This is a genomic window from Tessaracoccus sp., from assembly GCF_016714275.1.
GTDB lineage: Bacteria > Actinomycetota > Actinomycetes > Propionibacteriales > Propionibacteriaceae > Arachnia.
In genome coordinates this window covers 619,230-641,500 of record NZ_JADJNP010000001.1, presented here as the reverse complement: position 1 = coordinate 641,500, position 22,271 = coordinate 619,230, and the positions used below count along the sequence as shown (strand labels likewise).

Below are 22,271 nucleotides of genomic sequence, written 5' to 3'. Positions count from 1 at the left end.
ACCGGCCAGTACCGGGTCCGGGTGACCGGCTCGCCGTGTCTCTGAGCCTTCGACCCGCGTTCGCGACGATGGCGAGCGCCCTGCGCTCCGCGGACAGCGGTCGGGCGAATGTGCCAATCCCGGGACCAGTTACTACTCTTTGCTCATGCCTGAGAACGCCCAGCCGACCCTGGCCGACGAATCGCCGAACACGGACACCCGCAACTACGGCCCCACCAGCACGCCGAAGCATCCCCTGGCCACCGCGCCGGTCGGGATGCCCGCGCACTCGGTAGACGGGTTCGTTCGCGAGTTCCTGCACGAGCTCAACACCAACCAGGGCGTCACCCTCTCCCGCTCTACCGTCAACGACCAGTACCTCGCCCTCGCCAGCACCGTCAAGAACTACTTGATGGCGCGCTGGCTTGAGACGGGTCGCAAGACCCGCGAGGCACAGGTCAAGACCGTGGGCTACCTCTCCGCCGAGTACCTTCTCGGCCGCCAGCTGGGCAACGCCCTCTTGGCCACCGACCTCAACGACATCGCGGCCCGCGGCCTCGAGCTCTGCGGCCTCGACCTCGCGACCCTGCGTGCGCAGGAGGTCGAGCCCGGCCTCGGCAACGGCGGCCTCGGCCGTCTCGCCGCGTGCTTCATCGACTCACTCGCCACCATGGACGTGCCGTGCATCGGCTACGGCATCCGCTACGAGTACGGCATCTTCCGCCAGACCTTCGTCGACGGCCGCCAGGTCGAGCAGCCCGACACGTGGCTGCAGCTCGGCGCCCCATGGGAGTTCCCGCACCCCGAGGCGTCGGTCCAGGTGAACTTCGCCGGCCACACCGAGCGCTACGAGGGCGAGGACGGCCGCGAGCGGACCCGCTGGGTCCCGGGCTGGAACGTCCTCGGCGTGCCCTACAACTACATGGTCCCCGGCTACCTGAACGGCCGCGTGAACACGCTGCGCCTGTGGTCGGCCACCGCCTCGAAGGCGTTCGACCTGCAGATCTTCAACTCCGGCGACTACGCCCAGGCCGTTCGCGCGCAGACCTTCGCGGAGAACATCTCCAAGGTCCTCTACCCGGAGGACTCGACGCCGCAGGGCAAGGAGCTGCGCCTGCAGCAGCAGTACTTCTTCGTGGCCTGCTCGCTGCGCGACTTCATCGACAACGAGCTCGAAGAGGGCTTCGACCTGCACAACCTCGCCGAGCGGATCCATTTCCAGCTGAACGACACGCACCCCGTCATCGCGGTGCCGGAGCTGATGCGCATCCTGATCGATGAGAACGACTTCGAGTGGGAGGAGGCGTGGGAGGTCACCCGCAACTGCTTCGCCTACACCTGTCACACCCTGCTGCCGGAGGCGCTGGAGGTGTGGTCGACGGAGCTGCTCGGCCGCCTGCTGCCGCGCCACCTGGAGATCATCTACCGCATCAACGACGACTTCCTGGCCGAGGTGCGCGAGGCGTTCCCCGGTGACGAGGTCCGCGCCCGCCGCATGTCGATGATCGCCGAGCACCCGGAGCGCGGCGTCCGGATGGCGTTCCTCGCCACCGTCGCCGGCACGAAGGTCAACGGCGTCGCCGCTCTGCACTCGCAGCTGCTGGCCGACAAGGTCCTTCCGGACTTCTCGGAGATGTGGCCCGCCAAGTTCACCAACGTCACCAACGGCGTGACGCCCCGGCGCTTCGTCCGCATGGCGAACCCGAAGCTGTCGGAGCTCGTCAACGACGCCATCGGCACCGGCTGGGTGACTGACCTCGAACGCCTCAAGGAGCTCGAGCCCTACGCCGACGACCCGGACTTCCGCGAGCAGTTCCGCGCCGCGAAGGCCTGGAACAAGGTCCGCCTGACGAATGTGCTCCGCGCTCGCGACGGCATCGACCTGCCGGAGGGCCACCTGCTCGACGTCATGGTCAAGCGCCTGCACGAGTACAAGCGCCAGTCGCTGAAGCTGCTGCACATCGTCTCGCTATACGAGTCGGTGCTGTCGGGCCGCGTGGCGGCGTCGGATCTGACGCCCCGCACCGTCGTGTTCGGTGCGAAGGCCGCCCCCGGCTACAAGATGGCGAAGGACACCATTCACCTGATCAACAAGGTGGCGCAGAGGATCAACGGCGACGCCGTGCTTGAGGGCCGTCTCAAGGTCGCGTTCCCGGCGAACTACAACGTGACCCTCGCGGAGAAGCTGATCCCCGCCGCCGATCTCAGCGAGCAGATCTCGCTGGCTGGCATGGAGGCCTCCGGCACCGGCAACATGAAGTTCGCCCTCAACGGCGCGCTGACGATCGGCACGGACGACGGCGCCAACGTCGAGATCCGTCAGTTGGTCGGTGACAAGCACTTCTTCCTGTTCGGCATGGACGAGCCCGCGGTCGCAGAGCTCGGCGCAAAGGGCTACAACCCGGAGTCGTTCTACATGGCCAACCCCGCGCTGAAGGCGACGATCGACCTGATCCTGTCGGGCCACTTCTCCGAGGGCGACCCGCACCTGTTCGACTCGGTGATCTACAACCTGCTGAACCAGGACCGGTTCATGGCGCTCGCGGACTTCGAGTCCTACGTCGCCGCGCAGGAGAAGGTCGAGGAGCGCTACGCGGACCAGGACCTCTGGACCCGTTCGGCCATCCTGAACGTCGCCCGCACGGGCTTCTTCAGCTCGGACCGCTCGATGCGCGACTACCTGCAGCGCATCTGGCACACCGCGCCGATGCTCTGACCGATCCCGAACCGACTGTCGTGTGAGGGGGTGCCACCGTCCAAGGTGGCACCCCTCCCGTATTCCGGTCCTGCTACTGGGATGCCTAGGCGCACGGAGTCTGTGCCGACCGCTCGATTTTCACGGGCACTCGTTGCCCAGGTGCCTGTCGTGCTACCCTCACGTTGAGGTCGCTCAATTTGACTGAATTCAAGATAGACGGTGGTGTCTAGCGATGGAGGCAAAGTGGCTGCGAGTATCAGGCGGTGGCAGGCGTTGTTCGCCGCTGTCGCGTTGGGTCTGTCAGTGTTCGTCGTGACGGATGCTGTCGCGGAAACGGGGCCAGATGAGTTGGAGAAACTCGCGCAAGAAGCTGCCCCAGCCCATGCAGATGGTGACTATGGGCGCTCTAGTTCACTAGAGGAGGAGGAGCGGTTGCGAGCGGCGGCCCTCCCCGAGGCGGTGTCGCCAGGGTTCTACCTCGAGGGCGACGAAATCGTGGTGCGCATCTACTCGGATGTCGAGGCTCCCGCCGTTGAGTCGAGGACTGTTCCGAGCAGGTTCACCAGGGCCTCCCTTGAGGCACTGAAGACCTCCGTGGCTGGCCTGGCTGGCGCGGAGGGTGTCTACTTCGGGCTGTGGTACGACGCTGAGCGCGATCTGGTCCAAGTCAGTGGCAACCTGTCCGAGGATGCGTTGCCGGAGGAGCCCCTTCGATTGGGCGAACTCCGTCTGGAGACCACCGAAGGAGGTGGGCGGCTCTCGCGCTCGAGCGACACCTCTCCCCATTGGGGTGGTGCCAAGATTGTGAAAAGCACTGGAGGCGGGCCCTGTTCGACGGGTTTCGCGGTGAAGAACTCGGCAGGCACGAAATTTATGCTGACGGCAGCCCACTGTGGCGCGCTGAACACGGTGTGGAAGTCCGGCAGCTATACCGTCGGAAAGATTGTGAAAAGGGCCCCTTACCCCACCTTTGACCTGGCTCTGATTGGCGAAAAGAGTTACGGTACCTACATCTACATGGGTGGATCAACCGGATCCGGGACGGCCACGGGTGCCGCCGCCAATCCGGCTCTCTACACCAAGTACTGCACGAGTGGTAGCTCCTCTTACGAGAACTGCGACATGGACACACTCTCGCTCACCGGCGTGCTCTGCGCCCCTGACGGATGTACGAGTGGACTCGCCGTACTGGTCGGAATCAGTCCCGTTCGCCCTGGCGACTCGGGAGGCCCCTTGGTGCTGAAGGGCGCAAGCAAGGTGTATCCGCGTGGAATCGTCATTGCCGGAAGCGGACTGACGACCTACGCGGAGCGGTGGGGACCCATACAGTCCTACTTCTCAGTGTCAAGCGTGACGTCGTGACCCGGCGTACTCGCGCGTTGGTAGGTATCGGCCTCTCGCTGATGTTCATTCCTCTGGGCTGTTCCAGCGACTCGTCGGCGTTAACGCTCGACACGAGTGAGACCGCGAGCCTTCGTCTGGCGGGCCTCATCGTGGATCCTCTTCACGGCGAGGTGAAGGATGGGCACGCCTGCTTCTGGGTGTCCGGTACCGAGGGTTGGTCCACATCGCTGATCTGGCCGCCGGGAACAGTGGCGAAGGACAACCCGCTGCGGGTTGAGGACGGCCACGGAAACGTGCTCGCCACAGTCGGTGACACCATCGAAGGCTGGGGAGGCAACTCCACCGACGGTGAGGGCTGCCACGAGGGGAGCGAGCGCTTCTACCTCAGGGCTATCGAGCCTCCCTCCTGACCGCGGTCCTGCGCCGCAGCGAGGCTGCCCGGTGGTCGAAGTCTCTGACTTGGCTCGGCCTCGTGGGCGCGCCCTCCGCCCATAGGTGGAGCCCGCTATCGTAAGACCTGCCGGGGTGCCCCAGAAGGGGCTGAGATCACACCCGCAGAACCTGATCTAGGTAGTGCTAGCGATAGGGAGCCAGATGAGCCACGTGTCCCAGGTCCTCGATGCCGTGCGTCGCACGACGCCGCTCGTCCACTGCATGACCAACACCGTCGTGCCGGAGATCACCGCCAACGTGCTGCTGGCCGTCGGCGCCGCGCCCGCGATGATCGACCTGCCCGAGGAGGCCGAGATCTTCGCGGGCATCGCGTCCGCGGTGCTGATTAACGTCGGCAACGGCTCGGCGCAGCAGCATGCGGGCATGCGGCGCGCGGCGCCCGCCGCGTCCGCGGCGGGGCGGCCGTGGGTGCTCGACCCGGTCGCCGTCGGCGGGCTGCCTGTCCGGACGGCGCTGGCGCGCGAGCTGCTGGCCCATCGGCCTGCGGCGGTGCGGGCGAACGCCTCCGAGATCCTCGGCCTTGTCGGCGACGGAGCGGGCGGCCGCGGCGTCGACGCCACCGACGAGGTCGACGCCGCCGTGGGCGCGGCACGCCACCTGAACGAGACCTGCGGCGCCGTCGTCGCGATCTCCGGACCGGTCGATGTGGTCGTCTCCGCAGACCGGCTCACCCGAATCACGGGCGGCGACGCGCTCATGCCGCTGGTCATCGGCACCGGCTGTGCGCTCGGCGCGACGACGGCCGCGTGCCTGGCCGCGGCCCGTGGCCTCGGCCTCTCCGAGCACGACGCCGTCGTGGCCGCACATGCGCTGTTCGGCGCTGCCGGGCTTGTCGCGGCACGTTCTGCGGCCGGTCCCGGCAGCTTCCGGACGGCGTGGCTCGACGCGCTGTACGCACTGGCGCCCTCCGAGGTCGTCGATCTCGTCGCGATCGACGAGGCATGACGACCGCCGCGCCTGGCGTGGCCGAGGCGATCGACTGGCGGCTGTACTTCGTCACCGACACGACCCTCAGCGGCGGCCCGGACCGCGTGCCGTGGGTCGTCGAACAGGCGGTGCTCGGAGGTGCGGGCGTCATTCAGGTGCGGGACAAGGAGCTCCCCGACGACGAGTTCCTCGCGCTCACCCGCGCCGTCGTCGCAGCCAACGAGCGCGCCTTCGCGGCCGACGGACGGAGCGCGAGCATCGTCGTCAACGACCGGCTGGACGTCGCGGCGGAGCTCGGGCTGCACCTGCACCTCGGTCAGTCCGACGGCGACATCCGCGAGGCGCGCCGCCGCCTAGGTGCGGGGGTGACGATCGGTCTGTCGGTGGCGGCCCCCGCCCACCTGGAGGCCGAGCTGGCCGACCCGACGGCGGACGTCGTCGGGCTCTCGCCCATCTGGGCGACGCCGACCAAGACCGACACCGACCCCGCGCTCGGCCCCGACGGCGCCCGCGCGCTGGTGCGCCAGGCCGCGGGGCGGGTGAAGACCGTCGCCATCGGCGGCGTCAACGCGCGGAACGCGCGCGCGGTGATCGAGACCGGGGTCGACGGCATCTGCGTCGTCTCTGCGATCGCCGCAGCTCCCGACCCCCGCGCCGCAGCCCAGGAACTGCTGGCGCTCTGGAGGAACCCGTGACCCCGAAGATCGCGCTCAGCATCGCCGGCTCCGACCCGAGCGGGGGAGCAGGCATCCAGGCGGACCTCAAGACGTTCAGCGCGCTCGGCGCCTACGGCTGTGCGGCGCTGGCCGGGCTGACGGTGCAGAACACGCAGGGCGTGCGCGCGGCCATCCCCGTCGATCCGCGGTTCGTCCGCGACCAGATCGTCGCGGTCATCGAGGATCTTCCCATCGCCGCGACCAAGCTCGGGATGCTGTCCAACGCCGAGGTCGCGGGCGCCGTCGCTGACCTGATCGAGGAGCGCCGCGACGACTTCGGAGTGATCGTCCTCGACCCCGTGATGGTCGCCACCTCCGGCGACCGGCTGCTGTCCGACGACGCCGTCGAGACCGTGCGCGCGCGCCTGATGCCCCTTGCCGACGTCGTCACGCCTAACCTTCCCGAGGCCGCCGTCCTGCTCGGCGAGGCCCCGGCGCAGACCGTCGGGGAGCTCGGCGAGCAGGCGTCGGCGCTGGTGACCGCGGGGGCCCGCGCGGCGCTGGTCAAGGGCGGTCACATGGCGGGCGACGAACTGACCGACGCGTTCGCCGACTCCCAGGGCCTGATGCTGCTTCGCGGACCCCGGGTGGACACCCGAAACACGCACGGCACCGGATGCACGCTCAGTTCGGCGATCGCGGCGTCCGCAGCCCTGCTCGGTGACACCCGCGTGTCCGGCGTCTCGCTTGCGGCCGTCGAGCGCGCCCGGGGGTATCTGCTGTGCGCGATCGTCGCCGGCGCCGACTGGCGGCTCAGCCGCACCCCCGACACCGGCCACGGCCCGGTGAACCACCTCATCGAGGGGGCCCGCGTCAACCCCTTGGCGTTCTAGCCCACGACTCGCCGGATCCTGCTCGATCCGGCACCAGCGACCGCGTTGTGCGCCAAAACTCCATGGGGCTCCGACAGATCGAAAGGAAACAGATGTTCAGCGAAGAAGCATGGGACGCGACGGCGGGGATTCGCGCGCGGATCGACTGCCTCCCGCTCCTCGTAGAGCTGGCCGACGGGACCCTCGCCCCCGCGCGGTTCGTCGAGTACCTCGTTCAGGATGACTTCTATCTGCGCGGATACGCCCGAGCGCTCGCGATGCTCGCCTCCCGCGCCCCCTCGCTGGAGGCTGCGGGCTTCTGGGCCGCCAGCGCGGGAGGCGCGGTCGCGGCGGAGCGGGAGATGCACGGCTCCCTGCTCGGTGACCCGGTCCTCGCCGCGATGCCCCGTTCCGGACAGCCGTCGCCGACGACGCGCGCTTACTCGGCCATGCTGCAGGCCGCTACCGCCTATGAGCCCTATGCCGTCGGGGTCGCCGCGGTGCTGCCGTGTTTCTGGGTGTACGCGGAGGTCGGCCGCGCGCTGGCCGCGACGGCGCAGGGGATCGCCGACCACCCCTACGGCTCATGGGTTGCTGCCTACGACGACCCGGCGTTCCAAGAGGCGACCCGCACCGCGATCCGGCTGATGGACGAGGCGGCAGAGGCAGCCGACGCCGCGACGCGTGCCGCGATGCTCGAGGCCTTCGTCGAGGCCACCTGGTACGAGGAACAGTTCTGGGCCCGTTCCTACGAGCTTCAGCGCTGGGACGTGAGTGTCGGCTGAGGAATATTCCGCTTGCCCCTGGGATTGAGTGAGATAGACTCAACTTTGAATTCAACCGAGGAGACACTCACTTCATGAACACGGAAAGGCTCACCACCAAGTCTCGCGACGCCGTCACCGCGGCGGTCCGCCAGGCCCTGACCAACGGAAACCCGAACGCGGAGCCGGTGCACCTGCTGCACGGGCTCCTGCTCACGCCCGACAACACCGTCGGCGCGCTGCTGGAGGCGGTCGGGGCCGATCCCGCGGCCATCGATGCCGCCGCCGTCGCCGCCATCAAGAAGCTGCCCGCCACCAGCGGCAGCTCCGTCAGTCAGCCCGGGATCAGCGGGCCGCTGGCGCGCGTCCTCGCGCAGGCTGAGACCCTTGCCGACGCCTTGGGCGACAGCTTCGTCGCGACGGAGCACCTGCTGATCGCGCTCGCCACGGTCCCGTCGGACGCGCTGACCCTGTTGACCAAGCAGGGCGTCGATGCTGATGCGCTGAAGGAGGCCTTCGAGGCGTCCCGCGGCGGCAAGCGCGTGACGTCGGCCGAGTCCGAGGGCGGCGAGTCCGTCCTCGACAAGTACTCGCTCGACCTCACCGAACGCGCCCGCGAGGGCAAGCTCGACCCTGTTATCGGCCGCGACTCCGAGATCCGTCGCGTCGTCCAGGTGTTGGCCCGGCGCACGAAGAACAACCCTGTGTTGATCGGCGAGCCGGGCGTCGGCAAGACCGCCGTCGTCGAGGGCCTCGCGCAGCGCCTCGTCGCGGGCGACGTGCCCGACTCGCTGAAGAACCGCCGCCTCGTCTCGCTCGACCTGGCCTCCATGCTCGCCGGCGCGAAGTACCGCGGCGAGTTCGAGGAGCGCCTCAAGGCCGTCCTGAACGAGATCAAGGAGGCCGAGGGGCAGATCATCACGTTCATCGACGAGTTGCACACCGTCGTCGGCGCGGGCGCGTCCGGCGAGGGCGCGATGGACGCCGGGAACATGTTGAAGCCGATGCTCGCCCGCGGCGAGCTCCGGATGATCGGCGCGACGACGCTCGACGAGTTCCGCGAGCGGATCGAGAAGGACCCCGCGCTGGAGCGCCGCTTCCAGCAGGTGTTCGTCGGCGAGCCGTCCGTGGAGGACACCGTCGCGATCCTGCGCGGCCTCCGCGAGCGCTACGAGGCGCACCACAAGGTGCGGATCACCGACTCCGCGCTCGTCGCCGCCGCCAGCCTCTCCGACCGGTACATCACCTCGCGGCAGCTGCCCGACAAGGCCATCGACCTCGTCGACGAGGCCGCGTCCCGGCTGCGGATGGAGATCGACTCCTCGCCGGAGGAGATCGATATGCTGCGCCGCGACGTCGACCGCATGACCATGCAGAAGTTCGCCCTCGAGAAGGAGGACGACGACGCCTCGCGCGAGCGCCTCGCCGCGCTCACCAGCGAGCTGGCCGACGCCGAGGAGGAGCTGCGCGGCCTCGAGGCGCGCTGGGCGGCGGAGAAGTCCGGGCTGAACCGGGTCGGCGACCTCAAGGAGCGGATCGACCAGCTGCGCGTCGAGGCCGAGCGCCTGTACCGCGAGGGCAGGCTCGAGGAGGCGTCGCGGATCAGCTACGGCGAGATCCCCGCCGTCGAGCGCGAGCTCGCTGAGGCCGAGGAGAGCGACAAGACGACGTCGATGGTCTCGGAGGAGGTTTCTGCCGGCGACATCGCCGAGGTCGTGGCCTCCTGGACGGGCATCCCCGTCGGCAGGCTGCTGCAGGGCGAGTCCGAGAAGCTGCTCCAGATGGAGGAGCGGATCGGCGCGCGACTGATCGGCCAGCGGGCGGCCGTCAAGGCCGTGTCCGACGCGGTGCGCCGCAGCCGCGCGGGCATCTCCGACCCGAACCGCCCCACCGGATCGTTCCTGTTCCTCGGCCCCACCGGCGTCGGCAAGACCGAGCTGGCCAAGGCGCTCGCCGACTTCCTGTTCGACGACGAGACCGCGCTCGTGCGCATCGACATGAGCGAGTACTCCGAGAAGCACTCCGTGGCCCGCCTCGTCGGCGCGCCCCCCGGCTACGTCGGCTACGAGGAGGGGGGCCAGCTCACCGAGGCCGTGCGCCGTCGGCCCTACTCCGTGATCCTGCTCGACGAGGTGGAGAAGGCCCACCCGGACCTGTTCAACATCCTGCTGCAGGTGCTCGACGACGGTCGCCTGACCGACGGTCAGGGACGCACGGTCGACTTCCGCAACACGCTGCTGATCCTGACCTCGAACCTCGGCTCGCAGTTCATGGCCGACCCGCTGCTCTCGCCGGAGAACAAGCGCGAGTCGGTGATGGGTGTCGTCAGGCAGGCTTTCCGGCCGGAGTTCCTGAACCGGCTCGACGACGTGGTGCTGTTTGATGCGCTGTCGGCGGAGGACCTGGCGCGGATCGTCGAGATCCAGCTGGAGCGGCTCAACCGTCGCCTTGCGGGTCGGCGGATCACTGTCGAGGTGTCCGAGGCCGCGCGGTTGTGGTTGGGCGAGGTCGGCTTCGACCCGATCTACGGCGCCCGTCCGCTCCGCCGGCTGGTGCAGAGCACGCTGGAGGACCAGCTAGCCCGAGGCCTGCTCTCCGGCGAGATCCACGACGGCCAGACGGTGCGGTTCGACAAGGTGGGCGACGGCGTCGCGATCGTCTGACCCACTCCCTGAGCTGGTATCGGGCTGCGTCGAAAGGTGAAGCCCGTCACGGAGTACCCTGGTGCGCATGGCTGGCGACAACATGCGTATCGGGGACTCGGAACGCGACGAGGCCGTCTCCATGCTGCAGGAGCACCACGCCGAAGGCCGTCTTTCCACCGAGGAGTTCGACGAGCGCATGGGCAAGGCCCTCGAGGCGCGCACTGGCAGCGACCTCGTTGGGCTCTTCACGGACCTGCCAGCGCCCCGCCCCGGTCTTACTCGGACGTCGGCACCGCAGCCAGAGCCTGTTGTCGCGCCCTGGGCAGGTGCGCCGCAGGTGCCTGCGACCTGGGGTGCCGACGACGACCAGATCCAGCACCGCCCCATGGCCCGGCCGTGGTTCGCGCAATGGTGGATCATCCTTCCTTTCGTCCTCATGGGGACCCGCGGCATCTGGTGGATCATCCCAATGGTGGCGCTGTGGATCTGGGTGATCTGGCCGGCGATCGAGCAGAACAAGCGGCGCCAGCAGGTGGCCGCCGCCCCGATGCGCCCACTGACGCTCGAGGAGCGGGACCAGGTGATCTTCGCGCTGAACACGGCGGGCGACGTCGCGGCCATCAAGCGCTACCGCGAACTCACCGGCGCCGACCTGTACACCGCCACCATGACCGTCAAGGCCATGCAGCGCGAGTTGGGTCGATAAACCTCGCTCCTTGAGCCCGACGCGAGGCACCAACCGAGCGCTGTGCCGACAGGTCGAAAGGTCAGGCGGGCCGCAACTCCAGCAGGCGCCCGCCCGAACCGTCCTCGAGCAGCCAGATCGCGCCGTCCGGCGCCTCCGCGACCGCGCGGATGCGCTCGCCCATCGGCCAGTCCTCCGCCAGTTCGGCGTCCTCGCCGTCGAGGTCGACCCTGATCAGGGCCTCGCCGGAGAGCGCGCCGAGGAACGCGTCGCCGGTCCATGCGGGGAACAGGTCTCCGGTATAGATCAAGAGGGAGCCGGGTGAGACGCTCGGGTTCCACCAGACCTTGGGCGCCGCGAACCCGTCGCCGGGGTCGTGGTCCGGGATCTCGCCGCCGCCGTAGTGCGAGCCGTTCGACGCGACCGGCCAGCCGTAGTTCGCGCCGGGCTCGATGAGGTTCAGCTCGTCGCCGCCTTGGGGGCCCATCTCGGAGGCCCACAGTCTGCCGTCGGCGTCGAACGCGAGACCGAGAACGTTGCGGTGGCCAACCGACCAGAACTGCTGCGCGACGGGGGAGTCCTCACCCTGGAAGGGGTTGCCCTCGGCGGGCTGGCCGTCGAGGGTGAGGCGCAGGATCTTGCCCAGGTTGCCGTCCATCTCCTGCGCCGGGTCCATCTTCTGACGGTCGCCGGAGCTGACGAAGAGGTAGTCGCCCTGGATGGCGAGGCGATGAGAGAAGTGTCCGGTGCCGCCCACCTTCGGGGTCTGTTCCCAGATCACATCGAGGTCCGCGAGGCGGGCGGCAGCGACGTCGAGGGTGCCCGTTCCGACGACGGCACCGGAGGTTCCGCCGCCGCCCTCGACCCAGCTGAGGTACACCCGCCCGTCCTCCTCGAACGTAGGCCCGGGGATGATGTCGCCGAGACCGCCCTGGCCGGCGACGACGACGTCAGGCGCGCCGCCGACCTCGCGGACGCCGTCGGGCCCGCGGAGCCAGATGTCGCCCTGGCGGCCGGTGATGACCAACTGGTCGGTTCCGGGAAGGAAGGCCATCGCCCAGGGCTCGTCGAAGGTCTCGTGCTCGGTGATGTCGAGCTCATGCGTCTCGGGGATCGGGCTGGTGGTCTCCGTCGGTGCGGGTTCCGCGGAGGGCGACGGCGAGGCCGTCGGCGCGCTCGGTGACGGAGCCGGGGACGCGGGGCCGGATGGCGCCGGCAGCGGCGTGGAGGTGCACCCCGCCACAGCCAGGAGGGGAAGGCAGCAGGCAAGGGCGAGGCACCCCGTCAGGGCCGTGCGGGGGAGCAGCGCCAGTCGTCTCATGCACCGACGGTACCCGGCGGTTCCGCATCTGTGTCCGCAGACTGCCGGTTCAGGGTTGGGAGGCGCCGAGCGCGAGCCAGCGGTCGCTGCGGGCGCGGAGGCCGAGCGTGAGCGCGCGGGCCCCCATGAAGACGACCGTGAAGGACACCCACAACCAGGTCATTCCGGGTCGGCCGGCGGGGACGAGCAGCGCGCCGAGTGCGACAGGGGCGTAGACCGCGACGGTGAGGGCGCCGGCCTTTGCGAGGTAGGCGCCGTCGCCCGCGCCGATGAGCACGCCGTCGAGGAGGTAGACGTAGCCGGCGAGCGGCAGCGTCGCCGACACGATGAACAGCAGCCAGGAAACCAGGGCGCGCACCTCGTCGTCCGGGGCGAAGAAGGACGCAATGGGAGCGTGGAGCGCCACGACGGCGAGCCCGATCAGCAGGCCGCCGCCGACGGACCAGCGCGTCATGAGGCGGGTCGATTCGCGTGCCTCGCGCGCGTCCGCGGCCCCGAGCGCGGTGCCGATGATGGTCTGTCCGGCGATCGCGAGCGCGTCGAGTGCGTAGGCCATCAGGCCCCAGACCTGCATGACGACGTGGTGTGCGGCCAGCCCGGCCGCGCCCTGCGCCGTCGCGACGAAAGTCGTGACCAGGAGCGCGAGCCGCAGGGTAACGGTGCGCAGCAGAAGGGGGACGCCGACGGCGAGGCTACCCATCATCTCGTGCCAGCGCGGCCGGAGGCGCGCCGAGCGGCGTCGCGCCCGCCGGGCGACGAGCGCAGCGGCGGTCACGCCGAGGGCCGTCTCGGCGAGCGCCGTCCCCAGGCCGGCGCCGCCGATGCCCAACCCGAGCCCCAGCACGAGGGCGACGTTCAGCACCAGGTTGAGCGCCGCCGCGCCGATGGAAAGAACGAGGGGTGTACGAGCGTCGGCCAGGCCGCGGAAGGTGCCCGTCGCAGCCAACATCACGAGCATTCCGGGGAGCCCGGGGAGCGACCAGCGCAGGTACGCGACTGCCTGCGCGTGCACCTCGCCGGCCCCACCGAGCGCTGAGACCAGCGCGGGTGCCGCGAGCCACGCCGTCGCCCCCGCGACGACGCCGATCAGGCCCGCCAGCCACATCGCCTGGACGCCCAACTCGATGCCGCGGACGGTCTCGCCCGCGCCGATCCGCCGCGCGACGACCGCCGTCGACCCATAGGCGAGGAAGATCATCAGCCCCGTGACGGTGGTGAGCAGGCTGCTGCCGAGCCCGAGTCCCGCGAGCGGGACGGTGCCGAGCAGGCCGACGATCCACGTGTCGGCCAGCATCATCAACGGCTGCGCGACGAGCGCCGCGAACGCGGGGATGGCGAGGGAAAGGATGCGGCGGGTGAGGGTCATGGCGCGACCACCCTAGCCGTCCGCGGGGCAGCTCCTAGCGCCGTCGGCGTCGGGGCTTCGGCGCGGACGCGCCGCGTCGGACGGGCGCCCGGGCGGAGGCGCCGCCGCTCTCGGCCTGAGGGGTCGGGTGCGCGGCGGCGGTGCGAGAGCTGTTGACGGTGCGGCCGCGGACGACGCCGATGAAGTCCTCGATGGACGGGTGCTCGTTGTCTTGCCGCCAGGCGAGACCCACCGGCGAGGGGGCGGCATCCGCGATGGGCCGGTAGACCAGGTCGCGACGGTTGTGCATGCGCGCGATCGACATCGGCACCCGCAGCACGGCGACCTCGGCGACGGCGGCGTCGATGCTCACCTGCCCGTGGTCGTCGAGGACGTTCTCGTCGGCGAGGTCCGCAAGCGTGATCTCGGCGAACGCCGCGATCGGGTGCTCCTTCGCCGCCCACGCGACGACGACCTCGTCGTACAGCGGAATTAGGTGCAGTCCCGCTGTGTCGATCGGTCGTCGGACGAAGCACATGTCGACGTCTCCGACGACCAGCGCCCGGCGCTGGTCCGCTTCGGCGACCTCGACGACGCCGAGCGGCGTCGGGAACCGCTCGTCCCAGACCCTCCGCCACTTGGTGAGCGTCACGCCCGGCACGAAACCGATCCGCAGTGGGGCCGCCGTGCTGATCATGGGGCAGAGCCTAGTCCCGCTGGCCGAGCCAGGTACCGCTGGTTGAGCGTCGCCGCTGGTTGAGGTACCCACTGCTGGTTGAGGCAAGCACCGCTGGTTGAGCCGGGCCGCGAGGTACGAGCGCCCGTGTCGAAACCAATGAGCTGGCGCATGTCCATGCACGATCCACGGCTCATTGACTTCGACACGACGGTTCGCTAGCGCTCACGCGTCGGTTCAACCAGCGGGACCAGCTCAACCAGGGGTGCTCCGGCCCAACCAGGGGTGCTCCGGCCCAACCAGCGGGGGATAGGCTCTCCTCCATGAGCCAGACGATGAAGCCGCAGACGGCGGCGGGGAAGCTGGGCATCTACCTGCCCGCGGCGCCCGAGGAGTTCCGCACGCAGCCGATCACCCGGGCAGAGCTGGATGCGCTGCGCGCGGACCCGCCGCAGTGGCTCGTCGACCTCCGCAAGAACGGGCCGTTCCCGCGCGAGGTGATGGCGCAGAAGCTCGGCGTCTCGCGCTCGGGCCTCGCCCGCGGCGGCATCACGGAGGCCCTCGATGCCGAGCAGATCGGCGTCCTGCTCGCCGACCCGCCGGACTGGCTGATCCGCGAGCGCGAGTCGCTGCGAAACGTCCTCGCCGAGCGCGCCCGGCTCCAGCAAAACTAGCCGTATCCGAGACCGTGGCGGACAGATGAACGACCGCGTCGTAGCGGACCGCGACGTGACCGGCGCGTTCTGGGTGCGCTTCGGGCCGACCCAGCAGTCGTTCGTCGATCCCGACCGCCCCGACTTCCTGCTCTTCGAGTACGTCCAGCACGTCGCGATGCTGCTCGACCACACGCTGCTCGACGCCCCTGCCGGCCGGCGGCTGCGCGTCGTCCACATCGGCGGGGCGGGCATGACACTGCCGCGGTGGATCGCGTGGCGCCGCCCGGGGACAGCGCAGGTGGTGTGCGAGCCCGACGTCGCGTTGACCGAGGAGGTGCGGCGGAAGGTGCCGCTGCCACCGCGCTCCGGGATCAAGGTTCGTGATGTCGACGGCCGCGCCGGACTGCGGGCCATGCCCGACGGGTGGGCGGACGCGGTGATCGTCGACGCGTTCGACGGCGCCCAGGTGCCCGGCGAGCTGGCGACGGCAGAGGCGCTCGACGACCTGCGGAGGGTCTCGCGCGAGGAGGCCGTCGTCGTCTTCAACGTCACCGACCGCGCCCCCTTCGCCTGGGCCAAGCGGCTCGCCGGCGGCCTGGTCGACCGCTGGCCGCACCTGATGGTCGGCATGGAACCGGTCGTCCACAAGGGGAAACGCTTCGGTAACGTGCTGCTCAGCGCCTCGGACGCCCGCCCCGACGTGCGCGGCGTCGAACGCGAGTCGCGAGGCCTCCCCGTTGGCTACCGTTGGCTGACCGCCCGCGATGCCCGTGCCTGGCCCGGGGGCGCGGAGCCCTTCGCCGACGGCGCGGCCGAGCCCTCGCCCGGCCCCGCAGGTCGCGGCTGGTGACCTAGAGCACCTTCTCGGCGAACGCCCGCGCGAACTCGCCGGGCTGCTGGAAGATGGGGCGGTGGCCGGAGACGTCCAGCTCGATCCACTCCTTGGACGGCGCCCGCAGCGCATCGAACCACTCGCGCGCGGGCTCGGCCCGGCCGGGGGCCTCGTTCCGGCCCTGGATCAGGACGACGGGCACGTCGAGGGCTGCGGCGTCGCGGCGGAGGTCGATGTCCTGGAGCTGCGGGTACAGCACCGCGAACGTGTCCAGGAACGCCGCGAGATTGTGGACGCGTTCCAGCGGCGTGTACTCCTGCGCGAACAGGTGCTCTGAGAAGCCCCCCTGGCCCTCGGCGCCCCGCGAGTGGTCATACGGGTACACCTTGTGCTCGTGCGCGAGCGCGTCCTCGTAGGAGAAGAGGTCCGCGTACGGCGGGGGACCGTTGCGGACGAGGTCCCGCTCCAGGTCGTCGCGGCCGGTGGCGCGCGCCCAGGCCAGGGTGTCGTCGTAGAACCGCCGGTCGGTCTCCGGGATGCTCACCATCTGGCCGGTGCCGACGAATGCGTGGTAGAGGTCCGGGCGTTCCTTTGCAGCCAGCACCCCGAGCAGCGTTCCCCACGACTGCCCGACGAGGTAGACCTTCTCCACCCCGAAGCGCGAGCGCAGGTACTCGGTGACCGCGATGGTGTCGGCGACGGCGCCTTCCAGCGTCAGCGTGGAGACCGGGTCCAGCTCGGCGTACGACTTTCCGGCTCCGCGCTGATCCCACGTCGCAACGATGGCGTGCTGCTCGAGCGAGACGTCGGCCGTCATCGCGCCCATCTCGCTACCGCCGGGGCCGCCCGCGAGGAACAGCACGACCGGCGCCGAGGTGGACCGGCCGCGGATGAGCAGCGCGAGCTCGTGGCCGTTCGCGGGGACGGTTGTCAGTTCCGCGATGCTGCCTGGGAGCTCGTGTCCGTCGGCGCCGACGATCGGGGCGGTGCGCGCCGGCGCCATGATGACCGCGCACACGAAAAGCAGCACGGCAAGCCCGCCCGCTCCGACGATCCGGCCCGCCCATGCTGCGGCGTCCCGACGGCGGGCGGCCGCGCCGAGCGACACCAGCCCGAACAGAGCCCCGAGCGCGAGCGGGAGCAGGGTGAAAACGCCGTGGACGCCGCGCCCGGTGACCAGCATGACGAGCCCATAGGTCGACTGCTTCGGCCAGATCGCGTACGCGCCCAAGGTCGCCCAGCGCGCGGCCTCGAACGCGACGGCGAAGAGGAGCGGGGTGAGAGGGACGGCCAGGCGCGACTTCGATAGCCAGCCGGCCGCAAGGCCGATGGACGCGCTGAGGCTCGCCGTCACGATGGCCTCGACGGCTGTGAACGGGCCGCGGGGGAGCAGCACGCCTTGGATCACGCCCCACCCGACGGCGAGGGCTGCGGCGAGCGCGGACATCGGGATGGCGACGGCGGCGCTGCGGGATGGGGCTTCGATGGCGGGCATTTCTCCTCCTGGGTCTTCTCCCTCCAGGCTCCTCCGCGCCAGCGGCGGCGTCGTCGGGCCGGCGGCGGAACCGCGGATCCATCCCCAGACGGATGTGAGGGCGCCCCCGTCGTCCTACCCTGGGAGGATGAGGCGCAGGGAAGCGACGTGGGCGTCGCCGTGGCTAGCGGATTCGCTGGTCGCGGTCGCCCTCGCCGCGGTTGCGCTGGGGCTCGCGGTCAGCGCGCCGCACGGGCCTGCGGGTCGGCCGGCCGACGGCGCCACGTACGCGCTGATCGCGCTCGGCGCCCTGCCCTACGCGGTGCGGTCCCGCTGGCCGCTCGCCGCGTTGGTCGTCGCGGCCGCCCCGCTCGCCGTCCTCATCGTCCGCGGCGACTCCTCGTCGGCGCTGGGCGCCGGCGCCTTCCTGCTCGCCTACTCTGTCGCCTCGCTTGCGCCGCGGCGGCACCTGTGGGCAGCCGTCGGCGTCGTCGCGATCCTGCTGATGGTGCTTCGAGGGCTCGTGCCCGCCTATATGACGGTGCCGCAGCTGATCAACAACGCGTTCCTGTTCACGGGCGCGTTCGTGCTGGGCGATTGGGCGCGGCGACGCCGCGAACAGCTCTCCTGGGCCGAACAGCGGTCGGCGATGATCGAGCGCGAACAGGCCCAGCTGGCTGCGCAGGCGGTGATGGAGGAGCGACTGCGCATCGCGCGCGACCTGCATGACATCACGGCGCACTCGCTGGGCGTGATCGCCGTGCAGGCGGGTGTCGCGGCGCACGTCATGCGGTCCGCGCCGGACGAGGCGGAGGCGACGATGCGGTCGATCGCGGGGACCAGCCGCGAGGCGCTCGGGGAGATCCGCGGCCTCGTCAGCGCGCTGCGCACCAGCTCCGACGACGACTATGCACCCACCCCTCGGCTCGCCGATCTCGAGCGCCTGGCCGACGAGGCGAGCGCCGCGGGCCAGGACGTCGACTGGCGGCTGGGGCCCGTTCCCGAGGACGCGATCCCCGCCACCACGCAGGCTGCTGCTTACCGGATCGTCCAGCAGGCGCTCAGCAACGCGCGCGAGCACGCGTCGAGCCGTCCAGTCGTCGTCGAGCTGGCGACGAAGGACGGCGAGCTGATCCTCACCGTCGCCAACCCGTTGGGCGCAGCCCCGCCGCGTGGGGAGAAGGGCCACGGGATTCTGGGGATGCGGGAGCGCGCCGAGCTCGCCGGTGGCAGGCTGGAGGCGGGCGCCGCCGACGCGACCTACCGCGTCGCCGCGCGCTTCCCGATGCGGAGGCCGTCATGATCAGGGTCGCCATCGCCGACGACCAGGCGCTCGTCCGCGGCGCCTTCGCGCTCCTGCTGCGCTCCGATCCCCGCGTCGAGCTCGTGGGGGAGGCCGCCGACGGTGTCGAAGCCGTCGCCCTCGCCCGCCGCGAGCAGCCCGACGTCATGCTCATGGACGTGCGCATGCCGAGGCTCGACGGCGTCGAGGCTACGCGCCGCATCGTCGGCCTGCCCGGCAACCGCACCCGCGTGCTGATACTGACCACCTTCGACCTCGACGAGTACGTCTTCGGCGCACTGCGCGCCGGGGCCGCAGGATTTCTGGTGAAGGACGTCGAACCCGAGGGCCTGCTGCGCGCCATCGAGGTGGTCGCGGCGGGTGAGTCGCTGCTGGCACCGCGGGCGACGACGCGGCTGATCGAGGAGTACCTCGCCCGCGGGCACGCGCACCAGGGTCCGCCGCCGCCCGGCCTCGTCGACCTCACGGCGCGCGAGCGCGAGGTGCTCGCCGCCGTCGGCCGCGGCAGAACGAACGCGGAGATCGCCCGGGAGCTCTTCATCACCTACGCCACGGCGAAGAGCCACGTCAGCCACCTGCTGACCAAGTGCGACGCCCGCGACCGCACCCAGCTGGTCATCCTCGCGCACGAGTTCGGGCTGCTGGGTTGAACGGCGGCCTCGGGCTGTCGGCGGCGGCTGCAAGAATGGGGGCATGAAGGCGAAGCGGGAGGACCGACGACGCGTCTCGCCGTTACTCGTGTTCGCCGCGGTTCTACTCGCCGGCGTGCTCATCGCGGGTGGGGCGCTGGCGTGGTACGTCTGGGGAACCACCGCGATCGCCATCCGGGTCGCCGAGCGCGAGGCGACAGAGCTTCGCGCGGCCTGGGCGGCCTCCCCACCCCCAGTCGCGCCGTCTGAGCCTCCAGCCATCGACCCGCCCGGGCTCGGCCATGCCGCGTGGGTGCTGCGGATCCCTGCGATCGACGGCGAGTGGCCTGTCATCGCCGGGGTCGACGGCGACGAGCTCGCCCGCGGCGTCGGCTGGTATCCCGGCAGCGCGCTGCCCGGGCAGGTCGGCAACTTCGCCGTCGCCGGGCACCGGATCTCGCACGGCGAGCCGTTCCGGCGGCTGCTTGAGTTGAAGGTCGGCGACGAGGTGATCGTCGAGACGGGCGCTGCCACCTTCACCTACACACTGGTCTCCGCCCCCGGCGACCTCACCGTCCAGGCCGACGACTCCTGGGTACTCGACCCCGTCCCCGGCCACCCGGACGAGGTGCCCACCCAGGCCCTCCTCACCCTGACCACCGCAGAAGACCTCGTAACCACGCCGGACCGCGCCGTCGGCTTCGGCACCCTGACAAAGACGGAGACTCCATGACCGACCGCACCGCTTCCACTGAACGGATCGACCGCGCCGCCCTCATCGAACAGATCAAGAACCTCGCCGTCGTGCATGGCAAGGTGACGCTCGCCTCCGGCCGTGAGGCCGACTACTACGTCGATATGCGCCGCGTGACGCTCGACGGCGTGGCGTCCCCGCTTGTCGGGCGCGTGATGAACGAGCTCATCGCAGACCTCGACTTCGACGCCGTCGGCGGACTGACGCTCGGCGCGGACCCCGTCGCCACCGCGATGCTGCACGCGCGCGCCGCGGAGGGCGGCCGTCTCGACGTCTTTGTCGTGCGCAAGGAGGCGAAGGCCCACGGCATGCAGCGAAAGATCGAGGGCACGGAGGTCGCGGGCCGGCGCGTGCTCGTGGTGGAGGACACCTCGACGACGGGCGGGTCGGCCTTGACCGCCGTGGACGCCGTCCGCGAGGCGGGCGGCGAGGTCGTGGCCGTCGCCGTCGTCGTCGACCGGGCAACGGGAGCCGCCGAGCGCGTCCGGGAGGCGGGCCTCGAGTACCGCTACGCCGTCGGGATCGACGACCTGGGGCTCTGACCTCCTGCCCCTCTGGGGAGGGGTCCGGTACCGTGAATGCAGATCGTTAGGAGAAACCGACCATGACCTACGTCCTCATCGTGCTCGTGCTCGTCGTGTTGGGCGTCCTCGCCTGGGGCGTGGGCGCGTACAACGGGTTCGTCCGCAGCCGCAACGTCATCCAGGAGTCGTGGCGCCAGATCGACGTCGAACTCAACCGCCGCTATGACCTCATCCCCAACCTTGTTGAGACGGTGCGCGGCTACGCGGCGCACGAGCGCAACACGCTCGAGGAGATCACGGCGCTGCGAAACCAGGCCCGCGCCCTCGCGGGCCAGGCCGGCGGGCAGCCGAGCGAGCAGCGGGCCGCCGTCGAGTCCGAGCTGACGCAGGCCGTGCACAACCTGCTCGTCTCGGTCGAGGCGTATCCGGATCTGAAGTCGAACACGAACTTCCTCGAGCTGCAGCGCGAACTGACCGACACGGAGGACCGCATCGCCGCCGCCCGCCGGTTCTATAACGCGAACGTGCGCGACTACAACACCCGGGTCGAGTCGGTGCCGAGCAACATCATCGCCGGCTACGCGAAGTTCGAGAAGGCCACCTACTTCGAGGTCAACGACCCCGCGGTTCGCCAGGCCCCCGGAGTGAACTTCGGCGAGATCTCGCAGCGCCCGGCGGCGCAGCCGCCACAGGTCGGCCAAGGCCTCGGGCAAGAGCCCCCGGTCCAGGCGCCGCAGATCCAGCAGCACCAGCAGCCGTTCGAGCAGGAGCGCTAACACCGGTCCTGTGGGGCGGAGCTGGGGCTAAGGCTCGGCGGCGTCCCAGGCATTGCACGACGGCCCGACCCCGCTCTGGGGTCGGGCCGTCGTCGTCGATGCCTGCCGTGCTCCGTGATGCCTGCTGTCCGTATCGCGACGCCTGCTGTACTCCGCGACGCCTGCCTCCCGACGAAGAAGCCTGGGCTGCACCGTCCCGCCTGCCCTTGAAGGCCCTCAAAGGCAGGCGTCGCGACGTAGCGCAGGCGGCATCGGTGGGAGGCAGGCGTTGCGGATCGGGAGGCAGGCGGCGCGCGTCTGCTGAGGGCGAACGAATGACGCAGTAGTTGAAGACTCAATCAATTTGGTCTAGGGTGGGACTCACAAGCCAAGAAAGGACCTCCACAATGAGCCTCGCCGATCTCAAGGGCACCTTCGTCCTCGATCCCACCCACACCACCTTCTCCTTCGTGACCCGCCACGCGATGGTCACCAAGGTCCGCGGCTCGTTCGAGCAGTTCGAGGGCTCGGCGGAGGTCGACGGTGCGAACCCGGCCGCCAGCTCGCTGAACGTCTCGATCTCCACCGCGTCGGTCAACACCCGCAACGCCGACCGCGACGCGCACCTCCGCTCCGCCGACTTCTTCGATGCCGACCAGTTCCCCTACATCACGTTCGTGGGCACCGGCTTCGCCATCCAGGGCGACGTTGTCGAGGTGACCGGCGACCTCACCATCAAGGACGTGACGAACTCCGTCACCTTCCCGCTCGAGTACCAGGGCTCCGCCAAGGATCCGTTCGGCAACACCCGCGTCGGCTTCGAGGGCTCCATCCAGGTGCTCCGCTCCGACTTCGGCCTCACCTGGAACGCCGCGCTCGAGACCGGCGGGTTCCTCGTCTCCGACAAGGTCACCCTCGAGCTCGAGATTTCCGCGATCCAGACCGCGTGACCCCGTCCCGCTGACGGAAAAGTGCGGCG

At 70.2% G+C, this 22,271-nt stretch carries 21 protein-coding genes and 1 riboswitch; of the genes, 17 read left to right on the top strand and 4 right to left on the bottom strand.

Translation table 11 applies throughout. From position 1 onward, the window contains the following. Positions 1-145: 145 nt before the first annotated feature. The 9 genes from IPJ61_RS02985 (at position 146) to IPJ61_RS02945 (ending at position 11,044) form a co-directional block, all read left to right on the top strand. Positions 146-2,695 carry a glycogen/starch/alpha-glucan phosphorylase gene (locus IPJ61_RS02985; protein WP_297102847.1) on the top strand — a complete coding sequence of 850 codons (2,550 nt, stop codon included), beginning with the start codon at positions 146-148 and terminating at the stop codon, positions 2,693-2,695. 225 nt (positions 2,696-2,920) lie between these two features. Beyond that, the gene (locus tag IPJ61_RS02980) at positions 2,921-4,039 is read left to right on the top strand and encodes a chymotrypsin family serine protease (RefSeq protein WP_297102845.1); all 1,119 of its coding nucleotides are present in this window, start codon (positions 2,921-2,923) and stop codon (positions 4,037-4,039) included. Between the two features lie 41 nt (positions 4,040-4,080). After that, complete coding sequence (locus tag IPJ61_RS02975) at positions 4,081-4,431, top strand: hypothetical protein (RefSeq protein WP_297102843.1); 351 nt, start codon at positions 4,081-4,083, stop codon at positions 4,429-4,431. Positions 4,432-4,532: 101 nt separating this feature from the next. Next, a riboswitch (TPP riboswitch) is annotated at positions 4,533-4,627 on the top strand. Further along, positions 4,616-5,419, top strand: a complete 804-nt coding sequence (gene thiM / locus IPJ61_RS02970; protein ID WP_297102841.1) for a hydroxyethylthiazole kinase — start codon at positions 4,616-4,618, stop codon at positions 5,417-5,419. It overlaps the preceding riboswitch by 12 nt. Beyond that, positions 5,416-6,096 carry a thiamine phosphate synthase gene (gene thiE / locus IPJ61_RS02965; protein WP_297102839.1) on the top strand — a complete coding sequence of 227 codons (681 nt, stop codon included), beginning with the start codon at positions 5,416-5,418 and terminating at the stop codon, positions 6,094-6,096. The genes thiM and thiE overlap by 4 nt, the downstream gene beginning before the upstream one ends. Continuing rightward, positions 6,093-6,950, top strand: a complete 858-nt coding sequence (gene thiD / locus IPJ61_RS02960) for a bifunctional hydroxymethylpyrimidine kinase/phosphomethylpyrimidine kinase (RefSeq protein WP_297102837.1) — start codon at positions 6,093-6,095, stop codon at positions 6,948-6,950. Before thiE ends, thiD begins: the two co-directional genes overlap by 4 nt. 92 nt (positions 6,951-7,042) lie before the next feature. After that, on the top strand, positions 7,043-7,714 hold the full coding sequence (locus tag IPJ61_RS02955) for a TenA family protein (RefSeq protein WP_297102835.1): 672 nt from the start codon (positions 7,043-7,045) through the stop codon (positions 7,712-7,714). A gap of 74 nt (positions 7,715-7,788) precedes the next feature. Beyond that, positions 7,789-10,356 (top strand): ATP-dependent chaperone ClpB, encoded by a 2,568-nt coding sequence (gene clpB / locus IPJ61_RS02950; protein WP_297102833.1) that lies wholly within the window; start codon positions 7,789-7,791, stop codon positions 10,354-10,356. Between the two features lie 67 nt (positions 10,357-10,423). Continuing rightward, the gene (locus IPJ61_RS02945; protein ID WP_297102830.1) at positions 10,424-11,044 is read left to right on the top strand and encodes a DUF1707 SHOCT-like domain-containing protein; all 621 of its coding nucleotides are present in this window, start codon (positions 10,424-10,426) and stop codon (positions 11,042-11,044) included. A gap of 61 nt (positions 11,045-11,105) precedes the next feature. Here IPJ61_RS02945 and IPJ61_RS02940 read toward each other — a convergent pair whose 3' ends face one another. From IPJ61_RS02940 to IPJ61_RS02930, 3 genes are read right to left on the bottom strand one after another with little or no spacing between them, the layout of a single operon-like run. Further along, the gene (locus IPJ61_RS02940) at positions 11,106-12,344 is read right to left on the bottom strand and encodes a PQQ-dependent sugar dehydrogenase (RefSeq protein WP_297102828.1); all 1,239 of its coding nucleotides are present in this window, start codon (positions 12,342-12,344) and stop codon (positions 11,106-11,108) included. 49 nt (positions 12,345-12,393) lie between these two features. Then, positions 12,394-13,710 (bottom strand): MATE family efflux transporter, encoded by a 1,317-nt coding sequence (locus tag IPJ61_RS02935; protein ID WP_297102826.1) that lies wholly within the window; start codon positions 13,708-13,710, stop codon positions 12,394-12,396. 34 nt (positions 13,711-13,744) lie between these two features. Continuing rightward, entirely contained in the window at positions 13,745-14,386 is a 642-nt protein-coding gene (locus IPJ61_RS02930) for a LysR substrate-binding domain-containing protein (protein WP_297102825.1), read from the bottom strand. A gap of 302 nt (positions 14,387-14,688) precedes the next feature. On the opposite strand from IPJ61_RS02930, the gene IPJ61_RS02925 reads away from it, so the two are divergent. Together IPJ61_RS02925 and IPJ61_RS02920 are read left to right on the top strand one after the other, a co-directional pair. Continuing rightward, positions 14,689-15,039 (top strand): DUF5997 family protein, encoded by a 351-nt coding sequence (locus IPJ61_RS02925; protein ID WP_297102823.1) that lies wholly within the window; start codon positions 14,689-14,691, stop codon positions 15,037-15,039. A gap of 25 nt (positions 15,040-15,064) precedes the next feature. Beyond that, a complete protein-coding gene (locus tag IPJ61_RS02920) occupies positions 15,065-15,871 on the top strand; it encodes a spermidine synthase (RefSeq protein WP_297102821.1) in 807 nt (268 codons plus the stop codon). Position 15,872: 1 nt separating this feature from the next. On the opposite strand, the gene IPJ61_RS02915 is transcribed toward IPJ61_RS02920, so the two are convergent. Continuing rightward, the gene (locus tag IPJ61_RS02915) at positions 15,873-17,348 is read right to left on the bottom strand and encodes an alpha/beta fold hydrolase (RefSeq protein ID WP_297102819.1); all 1,476 of its coding nucleotides are present in this window, start codon (positions 17,346-17,348) and stop codon (positions 15,873-15,875) included. 127 nt (positions 17,349-17,475) lie between these two features. Here IPJ61_RS02915 and IPJ61_RS02910 point away from each other — a divergent pair, with 127 nt between their 5' ends. The 6 genes from IPJ61_RS02910 (at position 17,476) to IPJ61_RS02885 (ending at position 22,242) form a co-directional block, all read left to right on the top strand. Continuing rightward, positions 17,476-18,630 (top strand): sensor histidine kinase, encoded by a 1,155-nt coding sequence (locus tag IPJ61_RS02910; protein ID WP_297102817.1) that lies wholly within the window; start codon positions 17,476-17,478, stop codon positions 18,628-18,630. Then, positions 18,627-19,280, top strand: coding sequence for a response regulator (locus tag IPJ61_RS02905; RefSeq protein WP_297102815.1), 654 nt, complete (start codon positions 18,627-18,629; stop codon positions 19,278-19,280). The genes IPJ61_RS02910 and IPJ61_RS02905 overlap by 4 nt, the downstream gene beginning before the upstream one ends. A gap of 43 nt (positions 19,281-19,323) precedes the next feature. Then, the gene (locus tag IPJ61_RS02900) at positions 19,324-19,992 is read left to right on the top strand and encodes a sortase (protein WP_297102814.1); all 669 of its coding nucleotides are present in this window, start codon (positions 19,324-19,326) and stop codon (positions 19,990-19,992) included. After that, positions 19,989-20,555 carry an orotate phosphoribosyltransferase gene (gene pyrE, locus IPJ61_RS02895; protein WP_297102812.1) on the top strand — a complete coding sequence of 189 codons (567 nt, stop codon included), beginning with the start codon at positions 19,989-19,991 and terminating at the stop codon, positions 20,553-20,555. The genes IPJ61_RS02900 and pyrE overlap by 4 nt, the downstream gene beginning before the upstream one ends. Before the next feature lie 62 nt (positions 20,556-20,617). Further along, on the top strand, positions 20,618-21,313 hold the full coding sequence (locus IPJ61_RS02890; protein WP_297102810.1) for a LemA family protein: 696 nt from the start codon (positions 20,618-20,620) through the stop codon (positions 21,311-21,313). A gap of 386 nt (positions 21,314-21,699) precedes the next feature. After that, complete coding sequence (locus tag IPJ61_RS02885) at positions 21,700-22,242, top strand: YceI family protein (protein WP_297102808.1); 543 nt, start codon at positions 21,700-21,702, stop codon at positions 22,240-22,242. Positions 22,243-22,271: the final 29 nt, after the last annotated feature.

Excerpts from the sequence above, each read along its gene's own strand:
- IPJ61_RS02985 (WP_297102847.1), top strand. The coding sequence starts at position 146 with ATGCCTGAGAACGCCCAGCCGACCCTGGCCGACGAATCGCCGAACACG.
- IPJ61_RS02920 (WP_297102821.1), top strand. The coding sequence starts at position 15,065 with ATGAACGACCGCGTCGTAGCGGACCGCGACGTGACCGGCGCGTTCTGG.
- thiE (WP_297102839.1), top strand. The coding sequence starts at position 5,416 with ATGACGACCGCCGCGCCTGGCGTGGCCGAGGCGATCGACTGGCGGCTG.
- IPJ61_RS02890 (WP_297102810.1), top strand. The coding sequence starts at position 20,618 with ATGACCTACGTCCTCATCGTGCTCGTGCTCGTCGTGTTGGGCGTCCTC.
- IPJ61_RS02905 (WP_297102815.1), top strand. The coding sequence starts at position 18,627 with ATGATCAGGGTCGCCATCGCCGACGACCAGGCGCTCGTCCGCGGCGCC.
- IPJ61_RS02975 (WP_297102843.1), top strand. The coding sequence starts at position 4,081 with ATGTTCATTCCTCTGGGCTGTTCCAGCGACTCGTCGGCGTTAACGCTC.
- IPJ61_RS02935 (WP_297102826.1), bottom strand. The coding sequence starts at position 13,710 with ATGACCCTCACCCGCCGCATCCTTTCCCTCGCCATCCCCGCGTTCGCG.
- pyrE (WP_297102812.1), top strand. The coding sequence starts at position 19,989 with ATGACCGACCGCACCGCTTCCACTGAACGGATCGACCGCGCCGCCCTC.
- IPJ61_RS02925 (WP_297102823.1), top strand. The coding sequence starts at position 14,689 with ATGAGCCAGACGATGAAGCCGCAGACGGCGGCGGGGAAGCTGGGCATC.
- IPJ61_RS02900 (WP_297102814.1), top strand. The coding sequence starts at position 19,324 with ATGAAGGCGAAGCGGGAGGACCGACGACGCGTCTCGCCGTTACTCGTG.
- IPJ61_RS02885 (WP_297102808.1), top strand. The coding sequence starts at position 21,700 with ATGAGCCTCGCCGATCTCAAGGGCACCTTCGTCCTCGATCCCACCCAC.
- IPJ61_RS02940 (WP_297102828.1), bottom strand. The coding sequence starts at position 12,344 with ATGAGACGACTGGCGCTGCTCCCCCGCACGGCCCTGACGGGGTGCCTC.
- IPJ61_RS02910 (WP_297102817.1), top strand. The coding sequence starts at position 17,476 with ATGAGGCGCAGGGAAGCGACGTGGGCGTCGCCGTGGCTAGCGGATTCG.
- IPJ61_RS02955 (WP_297102835.1), top strand. The coding sequence starts at position 7,043 with ATGTTCAGCGAAGAAGCATGGGACGCGACGGCGGGGATTCGCGCGCGG.
- IPJ61_RS02945 (WP_297102830.1), top strand. The coding sequence starts at position 10,424 with ATGGCTGGCGACAACATGCGTATCGGGGACTCGGAACGCGACGAGGCC.
- IPJ61_RS02930 (WP_297102825.1), bottom strand. The coding sequence starts at position 14,386 with ATGATCAGCACGGCGGCCCCACTGCGGATCGGTTTCGTGCCGGGCGTG.
- thiM (WP_297102841.1), top strand. The coding sequence starts at position 4,616 with ATGAGCCACGTGTCCCAGGTCCTCGATGCCGTGCGTCGCACGACGCCG.
- clpB (WP_297102833.1), top strand. The coding sequence starts at position 7,789 with ATGAACACGGAAAGGCTCACCACCAAGTCTCGCGACGCCGTCACCGCG.
- IPJ61_RS02915 (WP_297102819.1), bottom strand. The coding sequence starts at position 17,348 with ATGCCCGCCATCGAAGCCCCATCCCGCAGCGCCGCCGTCGCCATCCCG.